The organism is Microbacterium xylanilyticum (genome assembly GCF_054654695.1).
In genome coordinates this window covers 64,841-84,282 of record NZ_BAAIEN010000001.1, presented here as the reverse complement: position 1 = coordinate 84,282, position 19,442 = coordinate 64,841, and the positions used below count along the sequence as shown (strand labels likewise).

Annotated in this window: 26 protein-coding genes; 13 read left to right on the top strand and 13 right to left on the bottom strand. The window is 67.6% G+C overall.

The features are described 5' to 3' along the window. The first annotated feature begins 761 nt into the window (after nucleotides 1-761). The 7 genes from ACYQ1L_RS00520 (at nucleotide 762) to ACYQ1L_RS00490 (ending at nucleotide 5,315) form a co-directional block, all read left to right on the top strand. Complete coding sequence (locus tag ACYQ1L_RS00520) at nucleotides 762-1,334, top strand: DUF6927 domain-containing protein (protein WP_460002227.1); 573 nt, start codon at nucleotides 762-764, stop codon at nucleotides 1,332-1,334. 20 nt (nucleotides 1,335-1,354) lie between these two features. Then, a complete protein-coding gene (locus ACYQ1L_RS00515) occupies nucleotides 1,355-2,044 on the top strand; it encodes an N-6 DNA methylase (protein WP_460002226.1) in 690 nt (229 codons plus the stop codon). 90 nt (nucleotides 2,045-2,134) lie between these two features. Then, a complete protein-coding gene (locus tag ACYQ1L_RS00510) occupies nucleotides 2,135-3,094 on the top strand; it encodes a DNA-processing protein DprA (protein WP_460002225.1) in 960 nt (319 codons plus the stop codon). A gap of 109 nt (nucleotides 3,095-3,203) precedes the next feature. Further along, nucleotides 3,204-3,581, top strand: a complete 378-nt coding sequence (locus ACYQ1L_RS00505; protein ID WP_460002224.1) for a DUF4192 family protein — start codon at nucleotides 3,204-3,206, stop codon at nucleotides 3,579-3,581. 7 nt (nucleotides 3,582-3,588) lie between these two features. Continuing rightward, nucleotides 3,589-4,194, top strand: a complete 606-nt coding sequence (locus ACYQ1L_RS00500; protein ID WP_460002223.1) for a hypothetical protein — start codon at nucleotides 3,589-3,591, stop codon at nucleotides 4,192-4,194. A 217-nt stretch (nucleotides 4,195-4,411) separates the two neighbouring features. Beyond that, nucleotides 4,412-4,750: a hypothetical protein gene (locus tag ACYQ1L_RS00495; protein ID WP_460002222.1), complete on the top strand. Its 339-nt coding sequence runs from the start codon at nucleotides 4,412-4,414 to the stop codon at nucleotides 4,748-4,750. Between the two features lie 340 nt (nucleotides 4,751-5,090). Then, nucleotides 5,091-5,315, top strand: coding sequence for a hypothetical protein (locus ACYQ1L_RS00490; protein WP_460002221.1), 225 nt, complete (start codon nucleotides 5,091-5,093; stop codon nucleotides 5,313-5,315). Nucleotides 5,316-5,320: 5 nt separating this feature from the next. On the opposite strand, the gene ACYQ1L_RS00485 is transcribed toward ACYQ1L_RS00490, so the two are convergent. Beyond that, on the bottom strand, nucleotides 5,321-5,803 hold the full coding sequence (locus ACYQ1L_RS00485) for a hypothetical protein (RefSeq protein ID WP_460002220.1): 483 nt from the start codon (nucleotides 5,801-5,803) through the stop codon (nucleotides 5,321-5,323). A 171-nt stretch (nucleotides 5,804-5,974) separates the two neighbouring features. On the opposite strand from ACYQ1L_RS00485, the gene ACYQ1L_RS00480 reads away from it, so the two are divergent. Genes ACYQ1L_RS00480 through ACYQ1L_RS00470 form a run of 3 tightly spaced genes read left to right on the top strand, consistent with a single transcriptional unit; the run spans nucleotide 5,975 to nucleotide 7,405 of the window. Further along, the gene (locus tag ACYQ1L_RS00480) at nucleotides 5,975-6,448 is read left to right on the top strand and encodes a hypothetical protein (protein ID WP_460002219.1); all 474 of its coding nucleotides are present in this window, start codon (nucleotides 5,975-5,977) and stop codon (nucleotides 6,446-6,448) included. Then, nucleotides 6,435-7,136 (top strand): hypothetical protein, encoded by a 702-nt coding sequence (locus ACYQ1L_RS00475; protein WP_460002217.1) that lies wholly within the window; start codon nucleotides 6,435-6,437, stop codon nucleotides 7,134-7,136. Before ACYQ1L_RS00480 ends, ACYQ1L_RS00475 begins: the two co-directional genes overlap by 14 nt. Then, nucleotides 7,133-7,405: a hypothetical protein gene (locus tag ACYQ1L_RS00470; protein WP_460002216.1), complete on the top strand. Its 273-nt coding sequence runs from the start codon at nucleotides 7,133-7,135 to the stop codon at nucleotides 7,403-7,405. The genes ACYQ1L_RS00475 and ACYQ1L_RS00470 overlap by 4 nt, the downstream gene beginning before the upstream one ends. Nucleotides 7,406-7,411: 6 nt before the next feature. Here the strand turns inward: ACYQ1L_RS00470 and ACYQ1L_RS00465 are convergent, their stop codons facing one another. The 5 genes from ACYQ1L_RS00465 to ACYQ1L_RS00445 are packed head-to-tail and all read right to left on the bottom strand — an operon-like array spanning nucleotide 7,412 to nucleotide 9,918. After that, nucleotides 7,412-7,963: a hypothetical protein gene (locus ACYQ1L_RS00465; protein WP_345188968.1), complete on the bottom strand. Its 552-nt coding sequence runs from the start codon at nucleotides 7,961-7,963 to the stop codon at nucleotides 7,412-7,414. A gap of 38 nt (nucleotides 7,964-8,001) precedes the next feature. Further along, nucleotides 8,002-8,817, bottom strand: coding sequence for a hypothetical protein (locus ACYQ1L_RS00460; RefSeq protein WP_460002213.1), 816 nt, complete (start codon nucleotides 8,815-8,817; stop codon nucleotides 8,002-8,004). Then, nucleotides 8,810-9,235, bottom strand: coding sequence for an HD domain-containing protein (locus ACYQ1L_RS00455; RefSeq protein WP_460002212.1), 426 nt, complete (start codon nucleotides 9,233-9,235; stop codon nucleotides 8,810-8,812). Before ACYQ1L_RS00455 ends, ACYQ1L_RS00460 begins: the two co-directional genes overlap by 8 nt. Before the next feature lie 51 nt (nucleotides 9,236-9,286). Continuing rightward, nucleotides 9,287-9,634, bottom strand: a complete 348-nt coding sequence (locus tag ACYQ1L_RS00450; protein ID WP_460002211.1) for a hypothetical protein — start codon at nucleotides 9,632-9,634, stop codon at nucleotides 9,287-9,289. Nucleotides 9,635-9,639: 5 nt separating this feature from the next. Next, nucleotides 9,640-9,918, bottom strand: a complete 279-nt coding sequence (locus tag ACYQ1L_RS00445) for a hypothetical protein (protein ID WP_460002210.1) — start codon at nucleotides 9,916-9,918, stop codon at nucleotides 9,640-9,642. A gap of 47 nt (nucleotides 9,919-9,965) precedes the next feature. Between ACYQ1L_RS00445 and ACYQ1L_RS00440 the strand changes: the two genes are divergently transcribed. The 3 genes from ACYQ1L_RS00440 to ACYQ1L_RS00430 all read left to right on the top strand — a co-directional run bounded on the left by ACYQ1L_RS00440 (nucleotide 9,966) and on the right by ACYQ1L_RS00430 (nucleotide 12,799). Continuing rightward, on the top strand, nucleotides 9,966-10,226 hold the full coding sequence (locus ACYQ1L_RS00440; protein ID WP_460002209.1) for a hypothetical protein: 261 nt from the start codon (nucleotides 9,966-9,968) through the stop codon (nucleotides 10,224-10,226). 157 nt (nucleotides 10,227-10,383) lie between these two features. Next, nucleotides 10,384-11,646 (top strand): AlbA family DNA-binding domain-containing protein, encoded by a 1,263-nt coding sequence (locus ACYQ1L_RS00435; RefSeq protein WP_460002208.1) that lies wholly within the window; start codon nucleotides 10,384-10,386, stop codon nucleotides 11,644-11,646. 640 nt (nucleotides 11,647-12,286) lie between these two features. Then, nucleotides 12,287-12,799 (top strand): hypothetical protein, encoded by a 513-nt coding sequence (locus tag ACYQ1L_RS00430; protein WP_460002207.1) that lies wholly within the window; start codon nucleotides 12,287-12,289, stop codon nucleotides 12,797-12,799. A gap of 102 nt (nucleotides 12,800-12,901) precedes the next feature. Here the strand turns inward: ACYQ1L_RS00430 and ACYQ1L_RS00425 are convergent, their stop codons facing one another. From ACYQ1L_RS00425 to ACYQ1L_RS00395, 7 genes are all read right to left on the bottom strand, one after another. Continuing rightward, on the bottom strand, nucleotides 12,902-13,213 hold the full coding sequence (locus tag ACYQ1L_RS00425) for a hypothetical protein (RefSeq protein WP_460002205.1): 312 nt from the start codon (nucleotides 13,211-13,213) through the stop codon (nucleotides 12,902-12,904). Further along, a complete protein-coding gene (locus tag ACYQ1L_RS00420) occupies nucleotides 13,210-13,983 on the bottom strand; it encodes a ParA family protein (RefSeq protein WP_460002204.1) in 774 nt (257 codons plus the stop codon). Before ACYQ1L_RS00420 ends, ACYQ1L_RS00425 begins: the two co-directional genes overlap by 4 nt. Before the next feature lie 317 nt (nucleotides 13,984-14,300). Then, on the bottom strand, nucleotides 14,301-14,534 hold the full coding sequence (nrdH, locus tag ACYQ1L_RS00415; protein ID WP_045273567.1) for a glutaredoxin-like protein NrdH: 234 nt from the start codon (nucleotides 14,532-14,534) through the stop codon (nucleotides 14,301-14,303). Nucleotides 14,535-14,541: 7 nt separating this feature from the next. Continuing rightward, the gene (locus ACYQ1L_RS00410) at nucleotides 14,542-15,897 is read right to left on the bottom strand and encodes a hypothetical protein (RefSeq protein WP_460002203.1); all 1,356 of its coding nucleotides are present in this window, start codon (nucleotides 15,895-15,897) and stop codon (nucleotides 14,542-14,544) included. A 490-nt stretch (nucleotides 15,898-16,387) separates the two neighbouring features. Beyond that, a complete protein-coding gene (locus ACYQ1L_RS00405; protein ID WP_460002202.1) occupies nucleotides 16,388-16,858 on the bottom strand; it encodes a hypothetical protein in 471 nt (156 codons plus the stop codon). Nucleotides 16,859-16,933: 75 nt separating this feature from the next. Then, the gene (locus tag ACYQ1L_RS00400) at nucleotides 16,934-19,123 is read right to left on the bottom strand and encodes a type IV secretory system conjugative DNA transfer family protein (protein WP_460002201.1); all 2,190 of its coding nucleotides are present in this window, start codon (nucleotides 19,121-19,123) and stop codon (nucleotides 16,934-16,936) included. Continuing rightward, nucleotides 19,120-19,392, bottom strand: coding sequence for a hypothetical protein (locus tag ACYQ1L_RS00395; RefSeq protein ID WP_460002199.1), 273 nt, complete (start codon nucleotides 19,390-19,392; stop codon nucleotides 19,120-19,122). Before ACYQ1L_RS00395 ends, ACYQ1L_RS00400 begins: the two co-directional genes overlap by 4 nt. Nucleotides 19,393-19,442: the final 50 nt, after the last annotated feature.

Sequence of the window (19,442 nt, the reverse complement as noted above, 5' to 3'; positions counted from 1 at the left end):
GGGGGCAGCGAGCGGGCGGCTGGCGCCGCCGCTCTGACGGCCCGCTGGCGCGGGCCTCGCGGCCCTGGCGGGCCGCTGCGTGGCTGGGTCATGCGGGGCCGTCGCGTGCTCTGCGGGGCTGGGCGCGCGTGGTGCGTCGGGTGCTGGTCGGCAGGTGTCGAGGTGCCCGGGCAGGCGTCGAGCGGCCGCGGTCGCGGCCGCGGTGGTCGGGTTGTGGGGGCAGCGGTACGGATCAGGGAGGGAGGGTTCCTGATCGGGCTGAGGACGACCCGGATACCTCGGGGCCGGCTCGTGGGGGCACCGCACCGCCCCCCAGGCTCTCAGAACGGCGCACAGCGCCTCCCAGAGGCTCCCCCGGCCCCCGCCACGGCACTCCCCCGCCTGCTGCGCACGCACCCGGCCCCACACCCCGCCCACGAGCACCCCGCCCCACGAGCACCCCGCCACCGCCACCGCCCACCACGCACCCCCCGGCACGGACCCACCACACCCGCCGCCGAGCAGCTCCCCGCGCTCGCGCAGCGCGCCCCTGGCATCCTGCGCCCGGGCCCGCCACGACGCCCGCGCCCGACCCCCGCACGACCCCACCCACCCCCGAAAAAAGCTTGCAAAATTCAAGCACCATTCACCCCAAAAAAGCATGAAAAAAGCAAGCACAATTCACTCCGCTAGTCCCCACCCCATAGAAATGTCCGTGGCCCCCGCTTGACTGTAACCGTCAGATCCACAACAAACACGAAGACAGAACAGGACAAGACACCATGGGAGCTACTTCGACTCACAAGCCGGCCGGCCAGAAGCCGGCGGAGTACTTCGCTGACTACTTCACCCACGGCGAGATCATCGCCAGCGCGGCACGGAGGAACCCGACCTTCTCCCCTGGCTGCGGCGACTGGCAGTACGAGTTCTACGCCGCTGTGCGCTATCTGGAGCCTCACCCGCATGCCGGCGAGGTCTTCGCGCTCGTGGTGCTGTACTCGGTCGCCCCGGGCAGCTACTACAACTTCACGTACAAGGACATGGACGAGACCATGGGCCCCGGTGCCTCGAGCGCCCCGCGGGCCGTGCTCGAGGCGCTGACCCCCACCGATCACGAGTACGCGAACGAGTGGCGTGCGCGCTGCTGGGAGAACCTGCAGCGCGAGGAGGCGAAGCCGCGCGTGCAGCGCGGCTCGCGGATCCGGTTCTCGACGCCGCTCACGTTCAGCGGAGGGTTCCGCACGTCTGAGGACACGGTCTTCGAGGTCTTGAGGCGCGACGAGCTACGCGTCGTCGACGCAGGCATGCGCGTGCGGATCCCCCGTTGGCGTTCCCGCGACTTCAGCGTCGCCTGAGAACGGCAGGAGGAAGTCGCATGGTCATGGATCGCGGGACGAAGACGATCGTGAAGCTGCTGAAGGCGAACACGGGCGCGAGCGACATGCGCCGCGTGTTCGCCGACTTCTGCGAGGTGTCCGCCGTGGCGCTGCGCAACCGGGTGGACCCCGTGGGATTCCAGGAGCGGGAGGACGAGTACGAGAAGACCAGGGAGCGCTACGGAGAGGCCGCCATGAACCGCTTCGCCGAGGCGCTCGCGCTGGTCGTGCTCGAGCTCGACGCGGATCCTCGCGACGTGCTCGGCGAGACGTACATGCAGCTGGAGATCGCGAGCAAGGATCAGGGGCAGTTCTTCACCCCGTACAGCGTCGCTCAGCTCATGGCGAGCATGCAGCTCGCCGACGCCGCCCAGCTGTTGGAGACGCAGCCCTTCATCTCCGTCGCCGAGCCCGCGTGCGGAGCCGGCGCCATGGTGATCGCGGTCGCCCAGCACCTCGCGTCACAGGGGATCGACTACACGCGGCGGATGCACGTGACCGCGAACGACCTGTCGCTGATCGCGGTGCACATGAGCTACGTGCAGTTCTCGCTGCTCGGCATCCCTGCGTTGGTGCATCGGGCGAACACGCTCACGCTCGAGCACTTCGATACCTGGGCGACGCCGGCGCACGTCCTGAACGGCTGGAGCGCTCGATTGCGCGAGCGCACGGCGACGAGCGCCGCCTGAGAGCAGATCCTGGCGGGGGCCGGCCGAATGTCGGAGGCCCCTGCCAGACTGTAACTGTCAGATCCACAACAGTTACCGGAAGGTTCCCTCATGAACATCTCTCTCATCACCGACAAGGCCGAACGGCGCGCTCGGGCCGCATGGTCCCTGATCTCGGACCCGTGTGATCCGGACGCCACCGCGGTGGTCGCCGATCTCGGGTTCGTCGACGCCTTGGAAGCCCTGCGGGATCCGCGGCGTGCGGCGGACCTCGCCGAGCACAGCACTGGACGGTCCTCTGCCGTTGCACGCTGGGTGAGCCGCCTCTCCGACGCGCAGACGTCCGCGGTCCTGCGCAAGGCCGAGCACGACGGCGTGCACCTGGTGGATCCGCTGTCGGTTCCCGGGATCGCGGATCTCGACGCCGAGGTTCCTCATCTGCTGTGGGTGCGCGGCGACGTGCAAGCCCTGGAAGCTGCCGATGCCCTGGCGTGGTCTGGGGCGCGGGCCTCGAGCGCATACGGCGAGCACGTGAGCCAGGAGATCGTCTCCGAGCTCGCCGCGGGCGGCACCGTGGTGCACAACGGCGGAGCGTACGGAATCGATGGGACCGCCGCGAGGGCCGCCCTCCGCGCCGGCGGCCGCACCGTGGTGTGGACGGCCGGCGGTGTCGATCGCACCTACCCGAGCGGGCACACAGATCTGTTCAACAGGATCGCCGCCACCGAGGGCTGCGCGATCGTCTCCGAGTCCCCCACCGGTACAGCACCGACGCGCCACCGGTTCATCACCAGGGGACGGATCGTTGCGGCGGCCACGCGCGCCACGGTGATCGCCGAGGCGGGCGCACGCTCCGGAGCGCTGAACCTGGGTGCGCACGCACACCGGCTCGGCCGCGGCCTCGGCGTGGTCCCCGGCCCGATCACCTCAGCTGCCAGCACCGGCTGCCACATTCTTGCCCGGGAGTACGGCGCACAGCTGATCACCTGCGCCGCGGATGCGCGGGAGCTCCTCAGCCACGGAACGGTCGCCCCCGAGTCGGCGGCGGAGGAGGTCGCAGCACTCGTCTGATCCCGCCGCGGGCCTCGTCCTGGACGCGTTCCGGGGCGAGGCCCTTCGAATGTCGGTGGCCCCTGCAAGACTGTAACTGTCAGATCCACAGCTAACAGATTGGACGATCATGAACGAGACGATGACACTGAGGGCTCAGGGCAAGGCGGAGCTGTTCGGGGCGGTGACTGCGGTACTCGGGTTCACGCCGACGCAGTCGCTGGTGCTGCTCCCCTTCTGCGGCGAGCGCAGCACGGGTGCGATGCGCGCGGATCTTCCGGTGAGTGCCGAGGATGCGGGCCCGATGGTCGCGCAGTTGCTGGAGATGGTGTGTCGGGTGCCTGGGGTGACGGGGTTCGTTGCCGTTGTGTTCACGGACGGCACGGCGCGTGAGCACGAGCCGCTTGCGCAGGCGCTGCGCCTGGTCGCGCCCTTGTTCGATCTGGCCGCGATCGAGGTCCTTTACCTGACCCCGACCGGGTGGGGTGACTTCTTCGGCGCCGGGTGAAGCCCCATTGGACACGCTCCCGCCGCACCCGCTCCCGGAGTCTGTCGCGGACGGTGACCAGCACGCCGGGGCGTCGCTTCCCGTCGTCGACGAGCAGCTGCGCGCGGGGATCCGCGCCGCGTGCGCCGTCGTGACGGACACCACCGCGTGCAACCTGTTCGAGGAGGCCCTCGGCTGGGATCCGGCACGGCTGGATCCTGTGAGGGCCGCGGCTCTCGCCGCTCACCTGGCGAAGCCGTTGCTGCGCGACGTCGCTCTCATCCAGTGGGCCAGCAGCATCGAGCAGGGCCGGGACGTGATGGAGATGCAGCGCGCCGGGGTTATCGACGCGCAGGTCGCCGCGATCATCGTCGGCGATGCGGCGCGACCGGATCCGGCACGCCTGGATTCCGCGTTCGAGGTCTGCCGGATGGTCGCCGCTCACACCGAAGGCGCGCAGCGCGCAGCGGCCCTGACCGTGTGCGGGTGGCTGTCGTGGGCACTGGGACGGTCCACCCGGGCCGCGTTCTTCATCGAGCAGGCGACTCGGACGCCCGGAGCGCCGACGTTCACGGCCACACTCGCGGAGATCATCGACCGCGGCCTGGTCCCGGCTTGGGCTTTCGCCGGTTGAGCACCTGGTGCCCCGGGTCCAGCCCGGGGCACCAGCGCTGCGGCGAGCGCGAGCGGGCAGGATGTCCAATCCGGCTCGCCGCGGGCACCCCTTGTAGGTGAGACGACCGGCATGCCGGCGCGGTCTACCGAATGTCGCCGACCTGCGATAGGCTGTGAATGTCAGATCCACAGTTCGAATGTTGCGGGTGATCCGCACAAGGACGAAGGGCCCGCGAATGACCGACCCGAGCACCGCCGGCAGCTACACCCGCCCTGACGGCGACCCCCACGACTGGGCAGCGACCTGCCGCTGGGAAGACGCCGGCAGGCCAGAAATCGAGAAGGACGGCAGCTGGTTCGTGCTCGTCGACCGGCCCCAGCTCGACGAGCAGGAGCTCGACGCCATCGGCGCCGCCGAAGAGCGGCCGGCAGGCCTGTGCGGCACCGTGCGCCCCGGGACACTCGGCTACCAGCAATGCTGGCGCCTCCCCGGCCACCGCCCGCCGCACATCTCTCAGGACCAACAAGCGTGGATCTCCTCCCACGACACTGACGACCGCAGCGGGACCAACTGATGGCGATCGCACACCTGAGCTACGTCATCTGCGACATCTGCGGAGCCCCCGCCGCACAGCCGGAAGAGAACGCTCGCAGAGCGCGACGCGCTGCAGACCGCGCCGGGTTCACATCGATCATCCGAGAGCACGACCTCGGCAGAGTGAAGGCCCGGCACGACTACTGCCCCAGACACGCACCCGCAACCCGCGAGATCTCCAGCAAGGAGCAGACCAATGACTGAGACCATCCAGTGCGGAAGCGACAACCACGACGGCGGTCTCGCCGACGCGGTCGTCATCATCACACCCACGAACACAGCCCCCCACCGCCCGCTGCCTCTGGTGCGCCGAATCCCTCATGACCCAGCTCATCCGCACCGGCACCACCTTCACCGCCACCCCCACCGGCGCCAACAGCAGCACCGCCCCTGCCGAGCCGGCGGCCGCGCTCGCCGCAGAAGCCGACCACGGAGAGGAGGTCGGTGTCAGCTGGGAAGAGGGGCTCGTGCTCCACGCAGGCGACGCCGACTGGCATCCCTGGGACGAAGCCGTCTACGGCGCCCGCCCGGGAAACGATCGCTAACCGCCTCAGACCTCCGAGTACGTCACCCGTTCGACGCCAGCGAAGAAGGGATCCAGCTCATGACGAACCCAGCCAATGCCGTCCCAGAAACGTCGCGACGTCGCGTCGTCGTTCAACGCGGTCATGCGTGGCAGCGGGTACATCGCTCGGATCGCCTGCACCGTCGCCAGTCCGATGCCCTGCCGGCGGGCCGAGACCGCGACCTCGAGCGCGAGAATGTCGAGCTGCCCGTGCGGCATCGGACCGAGCGGCTTACGGTCCAGCGGCCCCGGCTCGAGGATGAACTTGCACCGAGCAACCTCGACGCCATCGCGACGGGCGGAGAACCAATGATCCACGTCGTCGACTCGGAGCTCCTCGTCCCACCACGGCGCCAGGAACTCCTCCGACGGCGCGAATACCCGCCAGAAGCGACCCCTCACCCGCGGCCGCACCTCAACGAGCGTCAGGGATCCAGCGTTCATACGCCGACAGTAGCCGACCCCCATCCCGATGCCGTCACCTCCTGAAAGGTCCCGGACCCGCACTATGATCAAGCTCGGCGCCCGACTGCTGGCCCCCTCCTCCCTCAGCGGAGTGATGTGGTCCTTCTGTCCTGTGGATCTGACAATTCCAGGCAGCAGTCGGGCGCCGCTCTCTTCATCCCGCGGAGCCGCCTGATGCCCATCCACGCCGACAGCATCGACCTCCTCGTCACCGCTGCCCTCGCACTCATCGAACACCCCGACACCACCCCCGAGGCGCAAGTCATCGTCGCCGACGGCACCGGCCTCACTCTCTCCGCGGCGCTCGCCGCGGACGGGGATGGCGGCGGGTATCGATGGCAGCCGATCGCCGAGATCCTCACCGCCGAGCTTGTCGACGAGCTGCTCCCGCAGATCGAACGCACCCGCCTGGCGTACATCGACGCCGCGCACCAGGTGCCCGGTTGGGTCGATTCCCCTGCTCGCCGCTTCATCGACCTGCTCGGCACCGAGGTCCGCGCGCGCCTCGACCGGGGCACGATGAATCCCAACGTCGGGATCCTCACCTCGGCCGAGCTCGAGGAGACCGCGGCCGACTGGCGCCGCCCCACAATCCACGCCAGCAGCAACCTCACTGACCCCGAAGGGGACCCCCATGGCCAGCCGTGAAGTCGTCGGAGACGAGTACATCGCCATCGCACTCGGCATCAAGATCGAGACGGTCCGCATCCAGCGGATCCGCCGGGAGGACTTCCCCAAGCCCATCGACCCCAAGGCTCGGGTGAAGCTCTTCCCCCGCGCCGCAGCGGACCGCTACATCAGCAAGTACCGCGCGGCCGACGCTCCGGAGATCACTCCGCCGGCACACCTGGTCATTGACCTGAACAAGACGGTCGGCCTCGACTACATCGCCCGCGAGCTCCGCATCTCTCTCAAGACCGCGCGCACCTATGCCGCCGACGGGCCGCAGCGCCCCGAGGGGTTCCCCACCCCGGTCAACAACTGGGTCGCCCGAGCCGAGCCGCTCTACGACCACCGCGACGCCGATGTCTTCATCGCGTCCCGCCTCGCGAGCTCCGCCTTCCGGCGTGGCCGGCTCAACGCCGCCGGCGCCACCCGCACCGCCCTCAGGGCCGCGGCCGCCACGGCAGAGCTCCTCGGGCATGAGATCAACCTCGACAACCGCCGGCAGCTGCAGCACGCACTCTTCCGTGAGCGTGGCCTGCCGGCGACCGAGGAGACTGCGAGCGGCCCGTCGGTGTCGACCAGCGCGCTCGTTGCGCTGTACAAGCAGCACCCGGACGAGGTGCTGCAGCAGGTGCTCATCTACCGCGACGTCCCTCTGCCCACGAAATGAACACGTTCCGGATCCGGGTGCGCTGCACCGATTGCAGCGGCGTCGACCAACAGGGCTGTTTCGGCGGTGGCGTCAGCTGGGTGCAGACCGCTCTCGTGTCCGGCGACTTCAGCTATGACGGGCAGCAGTACTCCGTCGGCGACGTCGACATGAACCCCGCCGACGCTGCCGCCTTCGAGGACCGCGCTCTCGCCGAGGCCGTCGCGAGCGTTGGCGATCGCGCGGAGCTCGCTGGGCCGTGGGCGCTCGAGGTGGTCGCGATCGCTTGACGGGGTTCAGGCGACGCGGGAGACCTGCACCTGCACCTGGTCGTCGACATCCTCGAGGCGGACCTTCAGCTGCCCGAGCTCACGCAGCGCGCGGATCTTCCCCTTGGTGATGTCGGTGACGGCGACGTGCGCGAGCTGCTTCTTGTCCCGCGGATAGCTCTTCCAGGTAAGCCACTGCCCCGCCGGCGCCGCAGCGAGCGTGCGGGCGCGAGCGATGGCCTGCTGTTTCGGCGACGGGACCGGGGCGGGCCGATGGCCGAGGATCTGGTCGACCGGGATCCCGTCGACGTCGGCTTCGTAGCGCGCGATGTCGTGTGCCCGGGTGCCTGGGTCCAGCCGACCGGTGCCCGCGCGGATTGCCGCGTCGGCGGCCGCCGCGGTGACCGGCTCGAAGGTCATGCGCTGGTCGTAGTAGAAGTCTTCGTAGAGGCCGCCGTTGAAGTGGAACTGGCCGGTGTTCTGCACGTAGGAGTAGAACTGGCCCTCGGCGTTCTCGTAGGCCACCCAGACGGCGTGACCGTCGGGATTCCTCACCAGATACAGGTTCACGGTTCTCACCTTCTCACTCTCTCTTCTTAGTTTATCTTAGTCTTGTCTTACGCGCCAGGTCCGGGCTGCTCGTGAGCTGCAGGGCCCCTCGGCGCCGGGTAACTCTTCGGCTGAACCGAGACACCACCGATGGTCAGGTTCTGCAGCCCACCCGGGGTGATCACCGTGCTCCACGCGTCGACCATGGTCTTGTGCGCCTCGACTCGACGAGCGCGCGGTGTGTGAGGGTCGCGCGCGACCTCGTACTCGACGTGGAACTGGTCCTTGATCGCGATGCCGTCCTCGGCGTGGAACTGGATCTCGACATCCTGGCCGGTGCTGTTCTCGAGGACGATGGAGTGGAGCCCCTTGTAGGGGTTGCCGTTGACGTAGGAGTGCTCGAGCTCCTTGAGGGTCCACCCGCGTTCGATGAGGGTGTTGATGGTGGCGTGGGCGGCGGGGACGACGTCGCTGGCGTGGGGGGCGACGACGGTGTAGCGGACGAAGTCGCTGAGGCTGGCGCTGATGGTGCGGGGGCTGCGCGAGGGGTCGGCGTCGAGCTTCTTCTGGATCTTGGCGGCGAGGGAGCGGGGCGACTTCATGCGGTACTCGAGGCCGTGCATGCGGCAGCCGTCGGGCATCGCGTCGATGACGGCCGCGGTGATCGCGGGCTCGGCCTTGGCGATGCGCTCGAGGTCGTGGATGGCGGTGCCGGCGACGGTGGGCCCGAACTCGTCGTAGAGCTCTTCGGCGGTGGGCACGTTGCCCCAGTCGACGTGCGGTGCGTTCTCGGTCGCGTCGGGTTCGAGGTCTTTCAGATCGTGGGTGCGCAGGTCGTCGTGGTGTAGGCAGCGGCGGCCGCCGGCGTCGATGGATCTACACATCGGCGAGAGCCTCGCGAGCCGCGGCGTATTTCTGGGCGAGTCGGGCCCGGGTGGTTTCGTCGAGGAGGGCGGTGCGGGCCGGGTCGGTGTTGTCGTCGATGTCGGCGTGCTTGACCTGCAGAGCTCGTGTGTTCTGTCGCACCCGGGCGTAGTAGTCCTGTCGGGTCTCGCCGGGTCGTTTGGTGAGCGCGTCGACGGCGTCGACGATCTCGTCGGGGAACTCGCGGCGGAGATCGTCGAGGGTGACCGTGGTGTCTTCGACGACGTCGTGCAGCCAGGCGATCGCCTCCAGCTGCGCGTTGCCCTGGACGCGCGCGGCGACGCGTGCCGGGTGATCGATGTACGGGTGTCCGGTCTTGTCGACCTGGCCGGCATGGGCGGCTCTGGCGATGGCTTCGGCTCGTGTCTGTCCCCTCATGCCCGCATCTTAGAAAGTGGGGAGGACCTCCCTGACTGTGGATTGGCCAGCTCAGCGGCGCAGCGATCGGGTGGCCTGCGCGCGGGGCGCGGCGCCGGGTTCGGGTTCGGGCAGAGTGACCGCGTTGCCCCACACCCAACAGCGGAACTTCTTGTCGAGGATGGTGAAGGAGACGCCTGCTGCTTCTGAGGTGGTGCGGTGAATCCAGCAGTCCATGTGCACCGGGATGGTGCCGAATCGGATCCAGGCTTTCGCTCGAATCGGTTTCGGGTAGATCGTGACCGGCGTCTCCTCGAGCTGCAGCTCCTTCTCGGTGAGCGACTGCAGCGGGTTCTCCCTGGCGACCTTCAACAGGAAGTGGTCGGCGGCCGCATCGGATTCACGCTGGCTCGTGCCCACCGCGATCAGAACCCGTCGCGCGCGACCGACGCGGAGATCTTCGCCTTGTTCTCTGCGTCGCGCTTGATCTCCTCGTCGCACCAGTTCTCCGCGGCGAGGAGTCCGTCGCACACGGCGAGCACGTGCCGCTTCTTCGGATCCGGCGCCCACCATTCGACGCGGTGCTTCACGAGCGTCTCCCCCGTCTCACGCAGCACCAGCGGCCCCTCGACGATGAGGAATCGAGCGCGGTAGTGGTTGTCCACCACCAGCCACTGCGCGCGGGCGAGCTGGATTACGTGCACAGTCAAACTCTAGCCGTATTCGAATCTGTGTTCTATTCTGTTAACCCATGAGCGTGCAGACAATCGAACAGCCCGTGACGCTGTGGATGGTGAACAACGTGCCCGCGCGGATGGTCTACGCCGGCAAGAGGTGGCGCGTGACGGATACGCCCACGAGGATCAGGCACTCGATCTGGTCGATCCCGATGGAGAACCCGCACCCGCTGTACGGGTGGCGATTCCAAGGCACGAACGACGCCGGCGACTGCCTGGTCTTCGACGTCTACGCGAGCGTCGACGGCTGGCACGTGCACCACACCTACTCCTGAGCCGCTGCAACAGCGGCGAGCGAGGACCCGCGTCGTTCCGCCGATCCCGCGTGTATTTGTCCCCCCGCCACGCTGTCTTAGTCCAGCCACGCGCGTGCACCCGGTGCGTGTATTGGGAGCCGCGGCAGCCCCCCTGCCGTTCCCTATGCTGAGGCGCATGTTGCACACTCCCCTGCACCGCCTCCTCGGCGAGAACCCTGGGCCAATCACCGACCAGATGATCAACGACGCCGTCGCCCAGGGGATCCCCGAGGGGGACCAGCTCGACTGGAAGCGCGGGCTCCCTCCCGAGAAAGACTTCCGCGACAGCCACGTCAAGGACATCGCCGCGTTCGCCAATGCGGACGGTGGGATCATCGTCTTCGGAGTCACCGACACCGGCGCCAAGGCTTCCGGCCGGCACGACGCCGGCGAGCTCAATGAAGGCTACGAACGCACCATCCGTCAGGTATGCATGTCGGCGATCACTCCCCCGGTCTTCGGCGTCGAAGCGATCGCCATCCCGGCTGCGGAAGGGTCCCCGCGCGCGGTTGCGCTCGTGATACCCGCGAGCACGGACGGCCCGCACCTGATCTTCCGTGACGACAGATTCGGGGCGCCGCTGCGCACCGGCGCGGACACCATCTGGATGAAGGAGCCCCAGATCGAATCCGCGTACCGGGCGCGGTTCGACGGCGCCCGTCGCAGCGAACTGGCTCTCCAGCAGATCTACGAGGACATGGTGGCCGCGGTGACCCCCACGGCCGCCGCGGTGCTGGTTGGAGCTGCGCGGCCGCGACGGCCCCAGTACCATGCGGGCCGCCGTGATACCGCCACGCCGATCGCCGATCGCGCGACCCTCCTGGCTCGCTGGTGGCTGAGCGGACTGGGTGAGTACGGTCCGCTCGAGCACATCGACATCTACCCCGATCGCCCAACCCTGGGCGGCCTGTACATGCCACCGAAGGCCGCCGGCGACACCCGCGAGGCCCACGCCGTCGTTCTCGATGACGGATCCGTCGGTCTCTCCTGGCGGGCCGGAGGACACCCACACGAGAAGACGAACGAGCCGTACGCCGCCCACCAGATCCCCCCCCTCGCGGTCGAAGCCTTCGCCGCGACCCTCCTCGCGCTCGTGCGCACGGTCGCCGAGGACGCACACTCTGGCGACTATGAAGTCATGCTCGGTGTCGAGATGGCCGGCAGCACGGGCCGGACACCCGAGTTCCATATCCGCAACGCGGCCCCACCGAGCGGCGTCCATCGACCGCTGAACCCTCAGTTCCGCCCTGTCCGCATCATCGCCGATCCGGCGACCAACGACCACGACTTCATCCAAGCCCCGATCGACCTCGCGACCCTCGCCCTCAACCAGGTCGGTATCAAGGAGCCCACCATCCTCAATCGTTCGCTCCCCCGGCGCCCCCAGAGATACAGCTGACGATCGCACAGGTCGATTCCTGCGGGATCTGCGTGTATGGCCGCCAGGGAAACCGGTAGGCGCATCGAGCGTGCACCCAGCACCCGCGGGCGGGCACGCCGTCGACGTCTGACGGCGCGCGCCTCCGTAGGTGGACCGCACCGACGGGGCGCTTAACAAGCCTCCGCACAGTGACGCACCCTGCCGCGAGCGGCCGCGACGCGCATGCGCTGGATCCGACACACCGCGCTGGTCGAGGCCGGAAGACCTCGCGAGGAGGACACTGGTGTCGTCAAGTCGTGTCCCCCTGGCGTGGTCGTCTTAGTGGCGAAAAGTGCTTGAAATTTTCAATACACGTTGACACTCCTGATAGGCTGAGCCGCAGCTCATCTCGCGCCCTCGCGCGTAGGGAAGCGGAGGCTCAACCTCTCACGAGCATCCCCATGCATACACCCTCGGCCATCTGAAGCGTCGAAGTTTGCTGGCATTTTTCATGCATTGGCGGTGCCTGCCGTCCCGCTGAACCCGCAGTACTCACGGGAGTTGCCGACTGTCTCTCTAGACCTGCGCGTTCTCACGAGAGCTGCAGTCGCCCATCTAGGACGAGGACGGACGGATGCGCCGGCCACCTCGCCGAGCTCGCGCGCGATACAGTCCTCGAGTGCGTGTTCGAGTGCTTGTTGAGGTCGCAGCCAGCGATGCATCGACAGCTGTCGAGGTTGGTGAAGCGCTGCTCGCAGAGGTGAAGGTTGGGCCGACGGCCGGCGATCGCGACGTGCAGATCATGGTCGTGTGGGATCTCGTTGGGGACGATCGGGCCGCCGCTGAGAGTGAGCTACTGGCGAAAGTGCGCGATGGCCTCGACCGGCGCGAGATCGTCCACAGGACGTTCCTCGACTCGTTCAGTCGCTATCGCACCACCGACGACATTGGCATCTCCCACTTCGCTGTGCGCGCCGCTGATGGCCCTGCTGCCGCGTCACCGCTCGTCACTGTTCCCGCTTTCGACCGGGCGGAGTTCGAGCGGAAGCTCGCCTTCCTGCGCGAGCTGCGCACCGACGATCGACTCGGACGCGGCCCCGGGGTTGTGGGGCTCCGGATCGAGGTCTCCGGGCCGGCCGCAGACGCCCCTGACACGCAATCGCCACCGTTCACCCCGATCCAGCGTTCCTGACCTCGCCAGCGCGAGCGAGTGCTTCGCCGCATCACTCCATGCATGGATCGGCCCCGGCTCCCCTGAAGGGGCCAGGGCCGATCGTCTGAATGACAGCGGCCGCTACGGCCGCCCCCAGTGCGCGAAGATCGCCTGCTCGAGCGCGGCGCGGATGCTGCCGGCTTCCTCAGCTGCCCGCTCGAGGACCTCGCTGGCTTCGACGGAGATCCGGTTGCTGAGCGGGACGGTGAGCTCGCGCTTCTTGCCCCGCGGCGTGGAGGTGGCGCTCTGCGTGGTCGACGCCGGCGCATCTGCAGTCGGCGCGGGCGCCTCGGCCGGCGCGGACGCCGCGACCTCGATGGGGTCGACGCGGTCGTCTGCGGCGGGCTTCGGCGGCCGCTTGAGGGTCATCGGTCGGTCCATGTCAGCGTTCATCGTGCCACCTTCTCTGCGATCTCCTTGTAGGCCGTCAGGACGGGCTCGCCCTTACGGAAGTTGCCGTACCACTGGCCACTCATGCGGGACTCCTGGACGATCACGCGTGCCGGCACGATCGGGGTGAGGAGCATGTCGGTCTCGCGCAGCTGATCGATGACCTCCTTAGCGACGCGGGTCATGACGGTGTCCGCGACGTTGCCGAGGACGATACCGGCTTCCTCGAGCGTGACGCTCGCGCCCTGGCGCTCGCGCAGCCGGCGGAACTCTGCGACGCTGCGGCGTCCGCCCTCGACGCCCTTGAGGCCGTCCTGCGTGGGCGAAGCGGCGTAGATGACCGCGTTCGCGGCGTAGAGCGCTGACAGGGTGAGGGGGCCGCCCTGCCGGTTCGGGCAGTCGATGATAACGACGTCGGCGTCGATGTCCTGCAGGGACTCCTTGAGGCGCAGCTCCAGGCCCTGGGAGTTGTCCTTCTCACGGTTGGAGAGGCTGCGGTCGGAGGGGATGACGCGCAGGTTCTCGTGCCAGCCAGAGGGGACGGCGAGCTGCTCGGCCCAGCCGTCGACGTCGTCGTTGCCGAGGATGGCACCGACATGCAGGCCCTTCTCCTTCGGCTCGATACCGAACCAGTCGGTTGTGGCGCCGCGGGGGTCGAGGTCGATGATGACGACCTTCTTGCCGGCGATCGCGAAAGCCATGGCGAGCGAGATCGCGGTGGTGGTCTTCCCCACTCCCCCGGATTCGCTGTACACCGCGTACACGCAGGTCATTCGATCTCCTTCGTTCTTGCATGCATGCATGCAGTCATTCCTGCTGGCTGTCTTTCAACTTGGTACGACATTACATTCGGGAAGATCATCTTGCAAGCATGCATGCGGTGTGTCTTGCATGCATGCTGTCCTTTCTTTCTTTCCTTCCTGCATGCTTGCTTCACTCATCGAATGATGACCGATTCGTCTTTCATGCATGCATGACTGCTTGCTGTCTTGCAGGACAGCACGTGTGGAGAGCGGGCTCGGCGTGGGGGAGAAGCGCAGCAGAGGGGCGGATCGTTAGCTCCGATCCGCCCCTCTCGCTGGGTGTGGGGTTACGCCAGGCGAGCGGCGAGTTCGTCGATCTTGTCGGGACGGAAGCCCGACCAGTGGTCCTCGTCGGTGACGACGACGGGAGCCTGCAGGTAGCCGAGCGACTTCACGTGCTCGAGCGCCGCAGCGTCCTCCGAGACGTCGTGGATCTCGTACTCGATGCCCTTCGCGTCAAGCGCGCGGTAGGTCGCGTTGCACTGCACGCAGGAGGGCTTGGTGTAAACCGTGATGGACATGTGGGGGTTACCTCTTCTCTTTCTGGGTGTCGACGAAGGCTGCGAGCGCAGCCCCGGCGGGGGTGGGGGAGTTGATGAGCTCGGTGGTGAGCAGCTGCGCGGTGACGCTGTCACCGTCGCGGTGAAGCGCGACCTGGACGGTGCCGTCGGGGCCGGTCCACTGCAGCGTGGTGTCGGTGGTCTGCAGCTCGTGGCCGGCGTTCGCGAGCGCCCGGTGGAGGACTGTGAGGTCGCCGGCGAGGATCTGCATCTGCGGAGGAGTCTCGTGGAGGCGCTTGCCGGGGCCGGTGATCGTGTTGACGAGTGCGGCCACGTCGGTGCGGCGTTCGTGGAGCTTGGGGCGGCGGGTGAGGCGGCTCTGGGCGAAGAATGCTGCGGCCGCGGCGTCGGCGGCCGCCAGATCGGTAGCGGCACGGGATGCGGCGTCGCGGGCTTGTTCGGCGCGGCGCTGGGTGCGTTCGGCGTTCTCGCGGTTGATGCGTTCGATCGTGGTCTCGCCTTCGGTGAGCTGGGCAAGCCTGTGCAGTCTCCAGGCGAAGTTCGCGAAGGGGTCGCGGATCTCGTCGTGGCGGGCGGGCGGGATCTTGCCGGCGGCGATGAGGGTGTCGAGGGCTTCGCTGAGGCTCTTGACGGTGTAGCGGGCGGGGGTGATCCGGTTGCGCTCGAGGACGCGCATCAGGTTCCCGATGTGCTTGCGGTCGCGGAGCGCTCCGGGCGTGACCGGGGCGCCTTCTCGGGGGAGCGGGCTGTCGGAGAGCAGGAATCGCTGCAGGATCTCCCACGCGAATCGCTGCATCTCGACGTCGCGAGGCTGCCTCTCGGCCTTGGGGTAGCTCTTCCTCCTCGGCTTAGGCCGCGCAGCGGCCTTCCTGCGCGCTCCAGCGCGCATTGGTGAGACTTCTGAAAGGGGAGAGAACTCGTTAACTGAACCCGTACCGGGTAGGTGGAAAGTATCCACAGGCGAGGCGCCGGAGTGGCTCTCAGAGACGCCAGGAGCGCGTGTGTGGGCCTGAACGGCCTCGAGCGGCATGGTGAGGGCTCGGACGGAGGCTGCGGCCTCCTGGTAGCCGCCGTGTGCGGCGCGTGCTGTGGAGCGTTCCTGGGGGGAGAGGTGGCGGCCGCGGATGATCGTGACGGCCAGGCCGAGCTTCTCGATGATGCGTCGCGCGGTGCCGACGTGCCGGTCCGACATGCCCAGCCGCTTAGCCACCGTCTTGTGCGACGTCGTCACACCGCGGCCGGACGTTCCATCGGCGGTCTCTGCGTCGACGCGGGCGACGGCCATCACGGTGTCCGCCTTGATGCGCCCCTTGCACAGCTCGACGCCGGCGGCCGACTCGAGCAGCTCCCGGAGCAGTCGCATCCACGAGCTGCGCGATCGCCACGCGGCCACGCCCGCGTACGCGCCATCCTCGACCGGGATCGACCAGGACCCGCATCCACCTGCCACCGAGCGACGCTTCGTCGCTCGCTTCGCGGCAGAGGTGCGACGGCGCTGTGACTGCGGCATCGCGAGGTGATCCCAGTCGTGGCTTGGATCCTGACGGGCAGGGGCGGCCCCGAGTCGAGAAGCATCCGGCGAAATTTGCTTGCAATTTTCTTGCAGATTGTCAGCAGAATTCGCGCCTAGATGCTGGAGATAACTCCAGCGCTGGAGTAACATGAGATCACCTCCTGATGGGAGTCAGTGGGTACGACAAAGCCCCGGGTGCCCTCCCGGTGCGATACACAGCTCGAGACGCCGACCGCCAAGTCAGCTTCGAGAGCAACTGAATTCAGATCTGAGTCGCCAAACTTCAGGGATCTGAACCCCAAGCGAACGGGCCCTCTGCTTCGGCAGGGGGCCTCTTGCGTTAGACGTCGTCGATAGGCAGCTCCCCGTCGCGGTCGAGCGGGGGCACCCACGAAGGAATGCCCTGGTCGGTGAGCGGCAGATTCGCGACCATCTGGTCGACGAACGCCGAAGACGACATGCCTGACAGCTTCGCGAGCTCCTTCACTCGCTCGCGCGTGCTCGTCTCGATGCGCCAGCTGATCAGCACAGGGCTCTCGATCGAGCCCACCTTGCGACGCGGCACAGCCTCGCTCTCGGACACGTACGGCTGCTCGACCCACGGCGGAACGCCCTGAGCGGTCAGTTCGATGTGCTCGACCATGCGGTCGACGAACTCCGACGCAGACATGGCCGACCGTTTCGCCAAATCGTTCACGCGACTGCGCGTCGCGAGTTCGATTCGCCAACTGACCAGCACTGGATCCGTCACGGCGCCCATCTTGCGACGCGGCTTCTTGGCGCGCACTCGGGGTTCGATCGGGTCGGACATGACGCCATGCAAACACATACATGTGCCCACAGCGTGCATTAACGGTCGGCGTGCCGCACCAGGATCCCATAGCGATCATCGCGCCTCCGGGTCGATCGGGGTACGGGTGATGATCGAGGTGCCGTTGGGGACGGTCTTGGATCCGGGCTCTCCGGTGCGGAAATCGCGGTAGGAGAACGTGACGGAGTCGTCGTCCTCGTCATCGAGGCCGCCGTCGTGGTCGATGAACTCGACGAGTCCCCATGTGTCGCTGTCCGCGTCGACGAGCATGAGCACACCGGGGTGGGCGAGGTCTCCGCCAGGGGTGAGGAGTTCCTCGGGGAAGGTGTCGGCGGCGGGGGAGTAGCCGGCGAACATCTCGTCTTCGTCGGAGATCTCGGGATCCTCGGCCTCAGCTTCGGTCTGGATGCGCTCGAGGAGCGCGACGCGCGCGGACTGCTTCTCCTGAGCCGCCTGATCCGCGATGGCACGAGAGATCTTCACGGACGTGTCGATGAGGGAAGCGTCACCGGCGGGGATGATCCGCGTGTCCATGTAGTCGTTGTAGGTGAGCTCTTCGTCCTTGCCATCGCCGTCCAAGTCGGCAAAGCGCTCGTCGGGATCGACGATCTTCATGAGGTCGTGGATGCGCTCGGCGGGCTGCATCTGCTGGACCAGCTGCAGGTCGTTCTCGAAGACCCAGACCTCGGGACGCTCCGGGTCGGTCTGGTAAGGGTCTGGTGTCCAGTAGCCCTGGATCTCGACGGGCTCGCCGGCCTTGTTGTACGCGATACCGCGACCGCGGATCTGGGTCGGGATCGTGGTGCCGGTGACGAAGTTGTTCCACATCATCTTGGCGCCCTCGGCGGAGAGCCGACCCCAACTGATCCGGAAGCCGAAGTTGTCGCGCATGTCGCCGGTCATGAACTCGGCGTCGGGGCGCTGCAGGCCGACGACGATGTGGATGCGCATCTTGCGGCCTAGTGACGCGATGTCGCTGATCTCGTCGAGGACAGGTGGCTGCGTGCTGGCGCCCTTGGGCTTGACCGTGCGGTACCAGCGCCCGAGGGCGTTGCGGAACGTCTTGAACTCGTCGATGACGAACAGGATCGGCGTGAAGTCCTCGAGGCGCTGCTCGCCGTTCTCATACGCGGCCATGCGCCGCTGCATCTCCTGGTAGACCTTGTGCGCGACGCGCGCCTGGTGGTCGACGCGACCGGCGATGAGGCGCACGTTGAACCAGGTGCGCAGGCCGAGCATCTCGAACCGCTTGCCGTCGATGCCCCAGATCTCCCACCCATGGGCGGCGAGGTACTCGGTGATCCCGAGGAGGCAGACGGTCTTTCCACGGCCGGTCTTGCCGGTGGTGAGGACGTGCGCGTCGTGCTTGGGGCGCCAGCTGATCGTGTTGCCGTCCTCGTCGACGCCGATCGGCACGGCCAGATCGTCGTAGGTGGCGAGCGGATCGACGGTCTTCGGCGCCACACACGGGTTCTCGATGACGTTGGGGAGGACTGGACGCGGCTCGATCCAGAAGGTGTCGTTGGGCAGATCCCAGAACCCGCGCCACCGCCCCTCGAGCACCCCGGAGACCTGCGACTCGATCGACGCCCGGATCCCGGAGCGGGACAGCTTCGGCGCGACCTCGTACTTCACCGTGATGCGCGTGATCTGCGTCTCGGTGACGTCCTTCTCGCCGACCTTGCGGGTCACGAGTTTCGTGTCGACCGTGGTGCGCGCCGAAGTCCCGAAGGTCTTCGCGATGATCAGCTTGGAACGGTCGACCTTCTCATCTCGATCACGCTCGGCTGCGGTGTTCGGCGCCGCGACCAGGCGCACCCGGTTCTTGCGGTGCCGGACGATCCGATACGGGACCTGGAACTGCTTCTTGGCCTGCCGCATCACCTCGGCGATGTTCTCCGGCGCGTCCTCGTCCAGAAGCGGGTTGTAGACGAGGTCGAGTCGCTGTGGGGACCCGATCCAGCCGCCGCGGTACCGGGAAGGCACGATCTGCTGACGGTCCGGTTCTGGCCAGCCCAGGAGTGCGTGCACCCGCATGAGGAACAGATCCGATCCCTCCAGGCGCTCCCGGGTGCGGAAGTAACTCGCGACGATCGCCGGCACACCGAGGAGCGTGAAGACACCGATCAGCACGGTCGCCGCGATGTTCCCCGTGAGGTAGGCGAGCGTCCCGGCCGCGACGGCGACCAGGACCAGAAGCAGGACCGCGTTGACGGGCGCCTTCTTCTGCGGGAGCTTCGATCCCGGCAGCAGCATGCGGCTCATCGCTGCTCGCCCGCCTTGCGCTCGCGGCGCCGGCGCACGAGCATCGCGCCGAGGAGCGCGATGGCCAGCAGGATGCACACCACGATGACGATCCGGGCAAGGTCCAGGCCTGCTCCGTCACCGATCGGGATCAGAACGCCATCGGTGACGAGGATCTTCCACTGCACGAGCATCTTCTGCACGGGCTTGAACAGTGACGCGAGCACGGTCGGGCCGACGAGTACGGCCACGAGCAGCACAAGCAGGGCGTCGGTGTCTCTTTCGTTCATGGGGTGCTCCTCGAAATCGGGGGTCTCACTCACTAGGGGTGCGTGGCCGG

Bases quoted from the DNA above. Each gene is read 5' to 3' on its own strand.
- ACYQ1L_RS00520 (WP_460002227.1), top strand. From the start codon at position 762: ATGGGAGCTACTTCGACTCACAAGCCGGCCGGCCAGAAGCCGGCGGAG.
- ACYQ1L_RS00515 (WP_460002226.1), top strand. From the start codon at position 1,355: ATGGTCATGGATCGCGGGACGAAGACGATCGTGAAGCTGCTGAAGGCG.
- ACYQ1L_RS00510 (WP_460002225.1), top strand. From the start codon at position 2,135: ATGAACATCTCTCTCATCACCGACAAGGCCGAACGGCGCGCTCGGGCC.
- ACYQ1L_RS00505 (WP_460002224.1), top strand. From the start codon at position 3,204: ATGAACGAGACGATGACACTGAGGGCTCAGGGCAAGGCGGAGCTGTTC.
- ACYQ1L_RS00495 (WP_460002222.1), top strand. From the start codon at position 4,412: ATGACCGACCCGAGCACCGCCGGCAGCTACACCCGCCCTGACGGCGAC.
- ACYQ1L_RS00490 (WP_460002221.1), top strand. From the start codon at position 5,091: ATGACCCAGCTCATCCGCACCGGCACCACCTTCACCGCCACCCCCACC.
- ACYQ1L_RS00485 (WP_460002220.1), bottom strand. From the start codon at position 5,803: ATGGGGGTCGGCTACTGTCGGCGTATGAACGCTGGATCCCTGACGCTC.
- ACYQ1L_RS00480 (WP_460002219.1), top strand. From the start codon at position 5,975: ATGCCCATCCACGCCGACAGCATCGACCTCCTCGTCACCGCTGCCCTC.
- ACYQ1L_RS00475 (WP_460002217.1), top strand. From the start codon at position 6,435: ATGGCCAGCCGTGAAGTCGTCGGAGACGAGTACATCGCCATCGCACTC.
- ACYQ1L_RS00470 (WP_460002216.1), top strand. From the start codon at position 7,133: ATGAACACGTTCCGGATCCGGGTGCGCTGCACCGATTGCAGCGGCGTC.
- ACYQ1L_RS00460 (WP_460002213.1), bottom strand. From the start codon at position 8,817: ATGTGTAGATCCATCGACGCCGGCGGCCGCCGCTGCCTACACCACGAC.
- ACYQ1L_RS00455 (WP_460002212.1), bottom strand. From the start codon at position 9,235: ATGAGGGGACAGACACGAGCCGAAGCCATCGCCAGAGCCGCCCATGCC.
- ACYQ1L_RS00440 (WP_460002209.1), top strand. From the start codon at position 9,966: ATGAGCGTGCAGACAATCGAACAGCCCGTGACGCTGTGGATGGTGAAC.
- ACYQ1L_RS00435 (WP_460002208.1), top strand. From the start codon at position 10,384: ATGTTGCACACTCCCCTGCACCGCCTCCTCGGCGAGAACCCTGGGCCA.
- ACYQ1L_RS00425 (WP_460002205.1), bottom strand. From the start codon at position 13,213: ATGAACGCTGACATGGACCGACCGATGACCCTCAAGCGGCCGCCGAAG.
- ACYQ1L_RS00420 (WP_460002204.1), bottom strand. From the start codon at position 13,983: ATGACCTGCGTGTACGCGGTGTACAGCGAATCCGGGGGAGTGGGGAAG.
- nrdH (WP_045273567.1), bottom strand. From the start codon at position 14,534: ATGTCCATCACGGTTTACACCAAGCCCTCCTGCGTGCAGTGCAACGCG.
- ACYQ1L_RS00410 (WP_460002203.1), bottom strand. From the start codon at position 15,897: ATGCGACTGCTCCGGGAGCTGCTCGAGTCGGCCGCCGGCGTCGAGCTG.
- ACYQ1L_RS00405 (WP_460002202.1), bottom strand. From the start codon at position 16,858: ATGTCCGACCCGATCGAACCCCGAGTGCGCGCCAAGAAGCCGCGTCGC.
- ACYQ1L_RS00400 (WP_460002201.1), bottom strand. From the start codon at position 19,123: ATGAGCCGCATGCTGCTGCCGGGATCGAAGCTCCCGCAGAAGAAGGCG.
- ACYQ1L_RS00395 (WP_460002199.1), bottom strand. From the start codon at position 19,392: ATGAACGAAAGAGACACCGACGCCCTGCTTGTGCTGCTCGTGGCCGTA.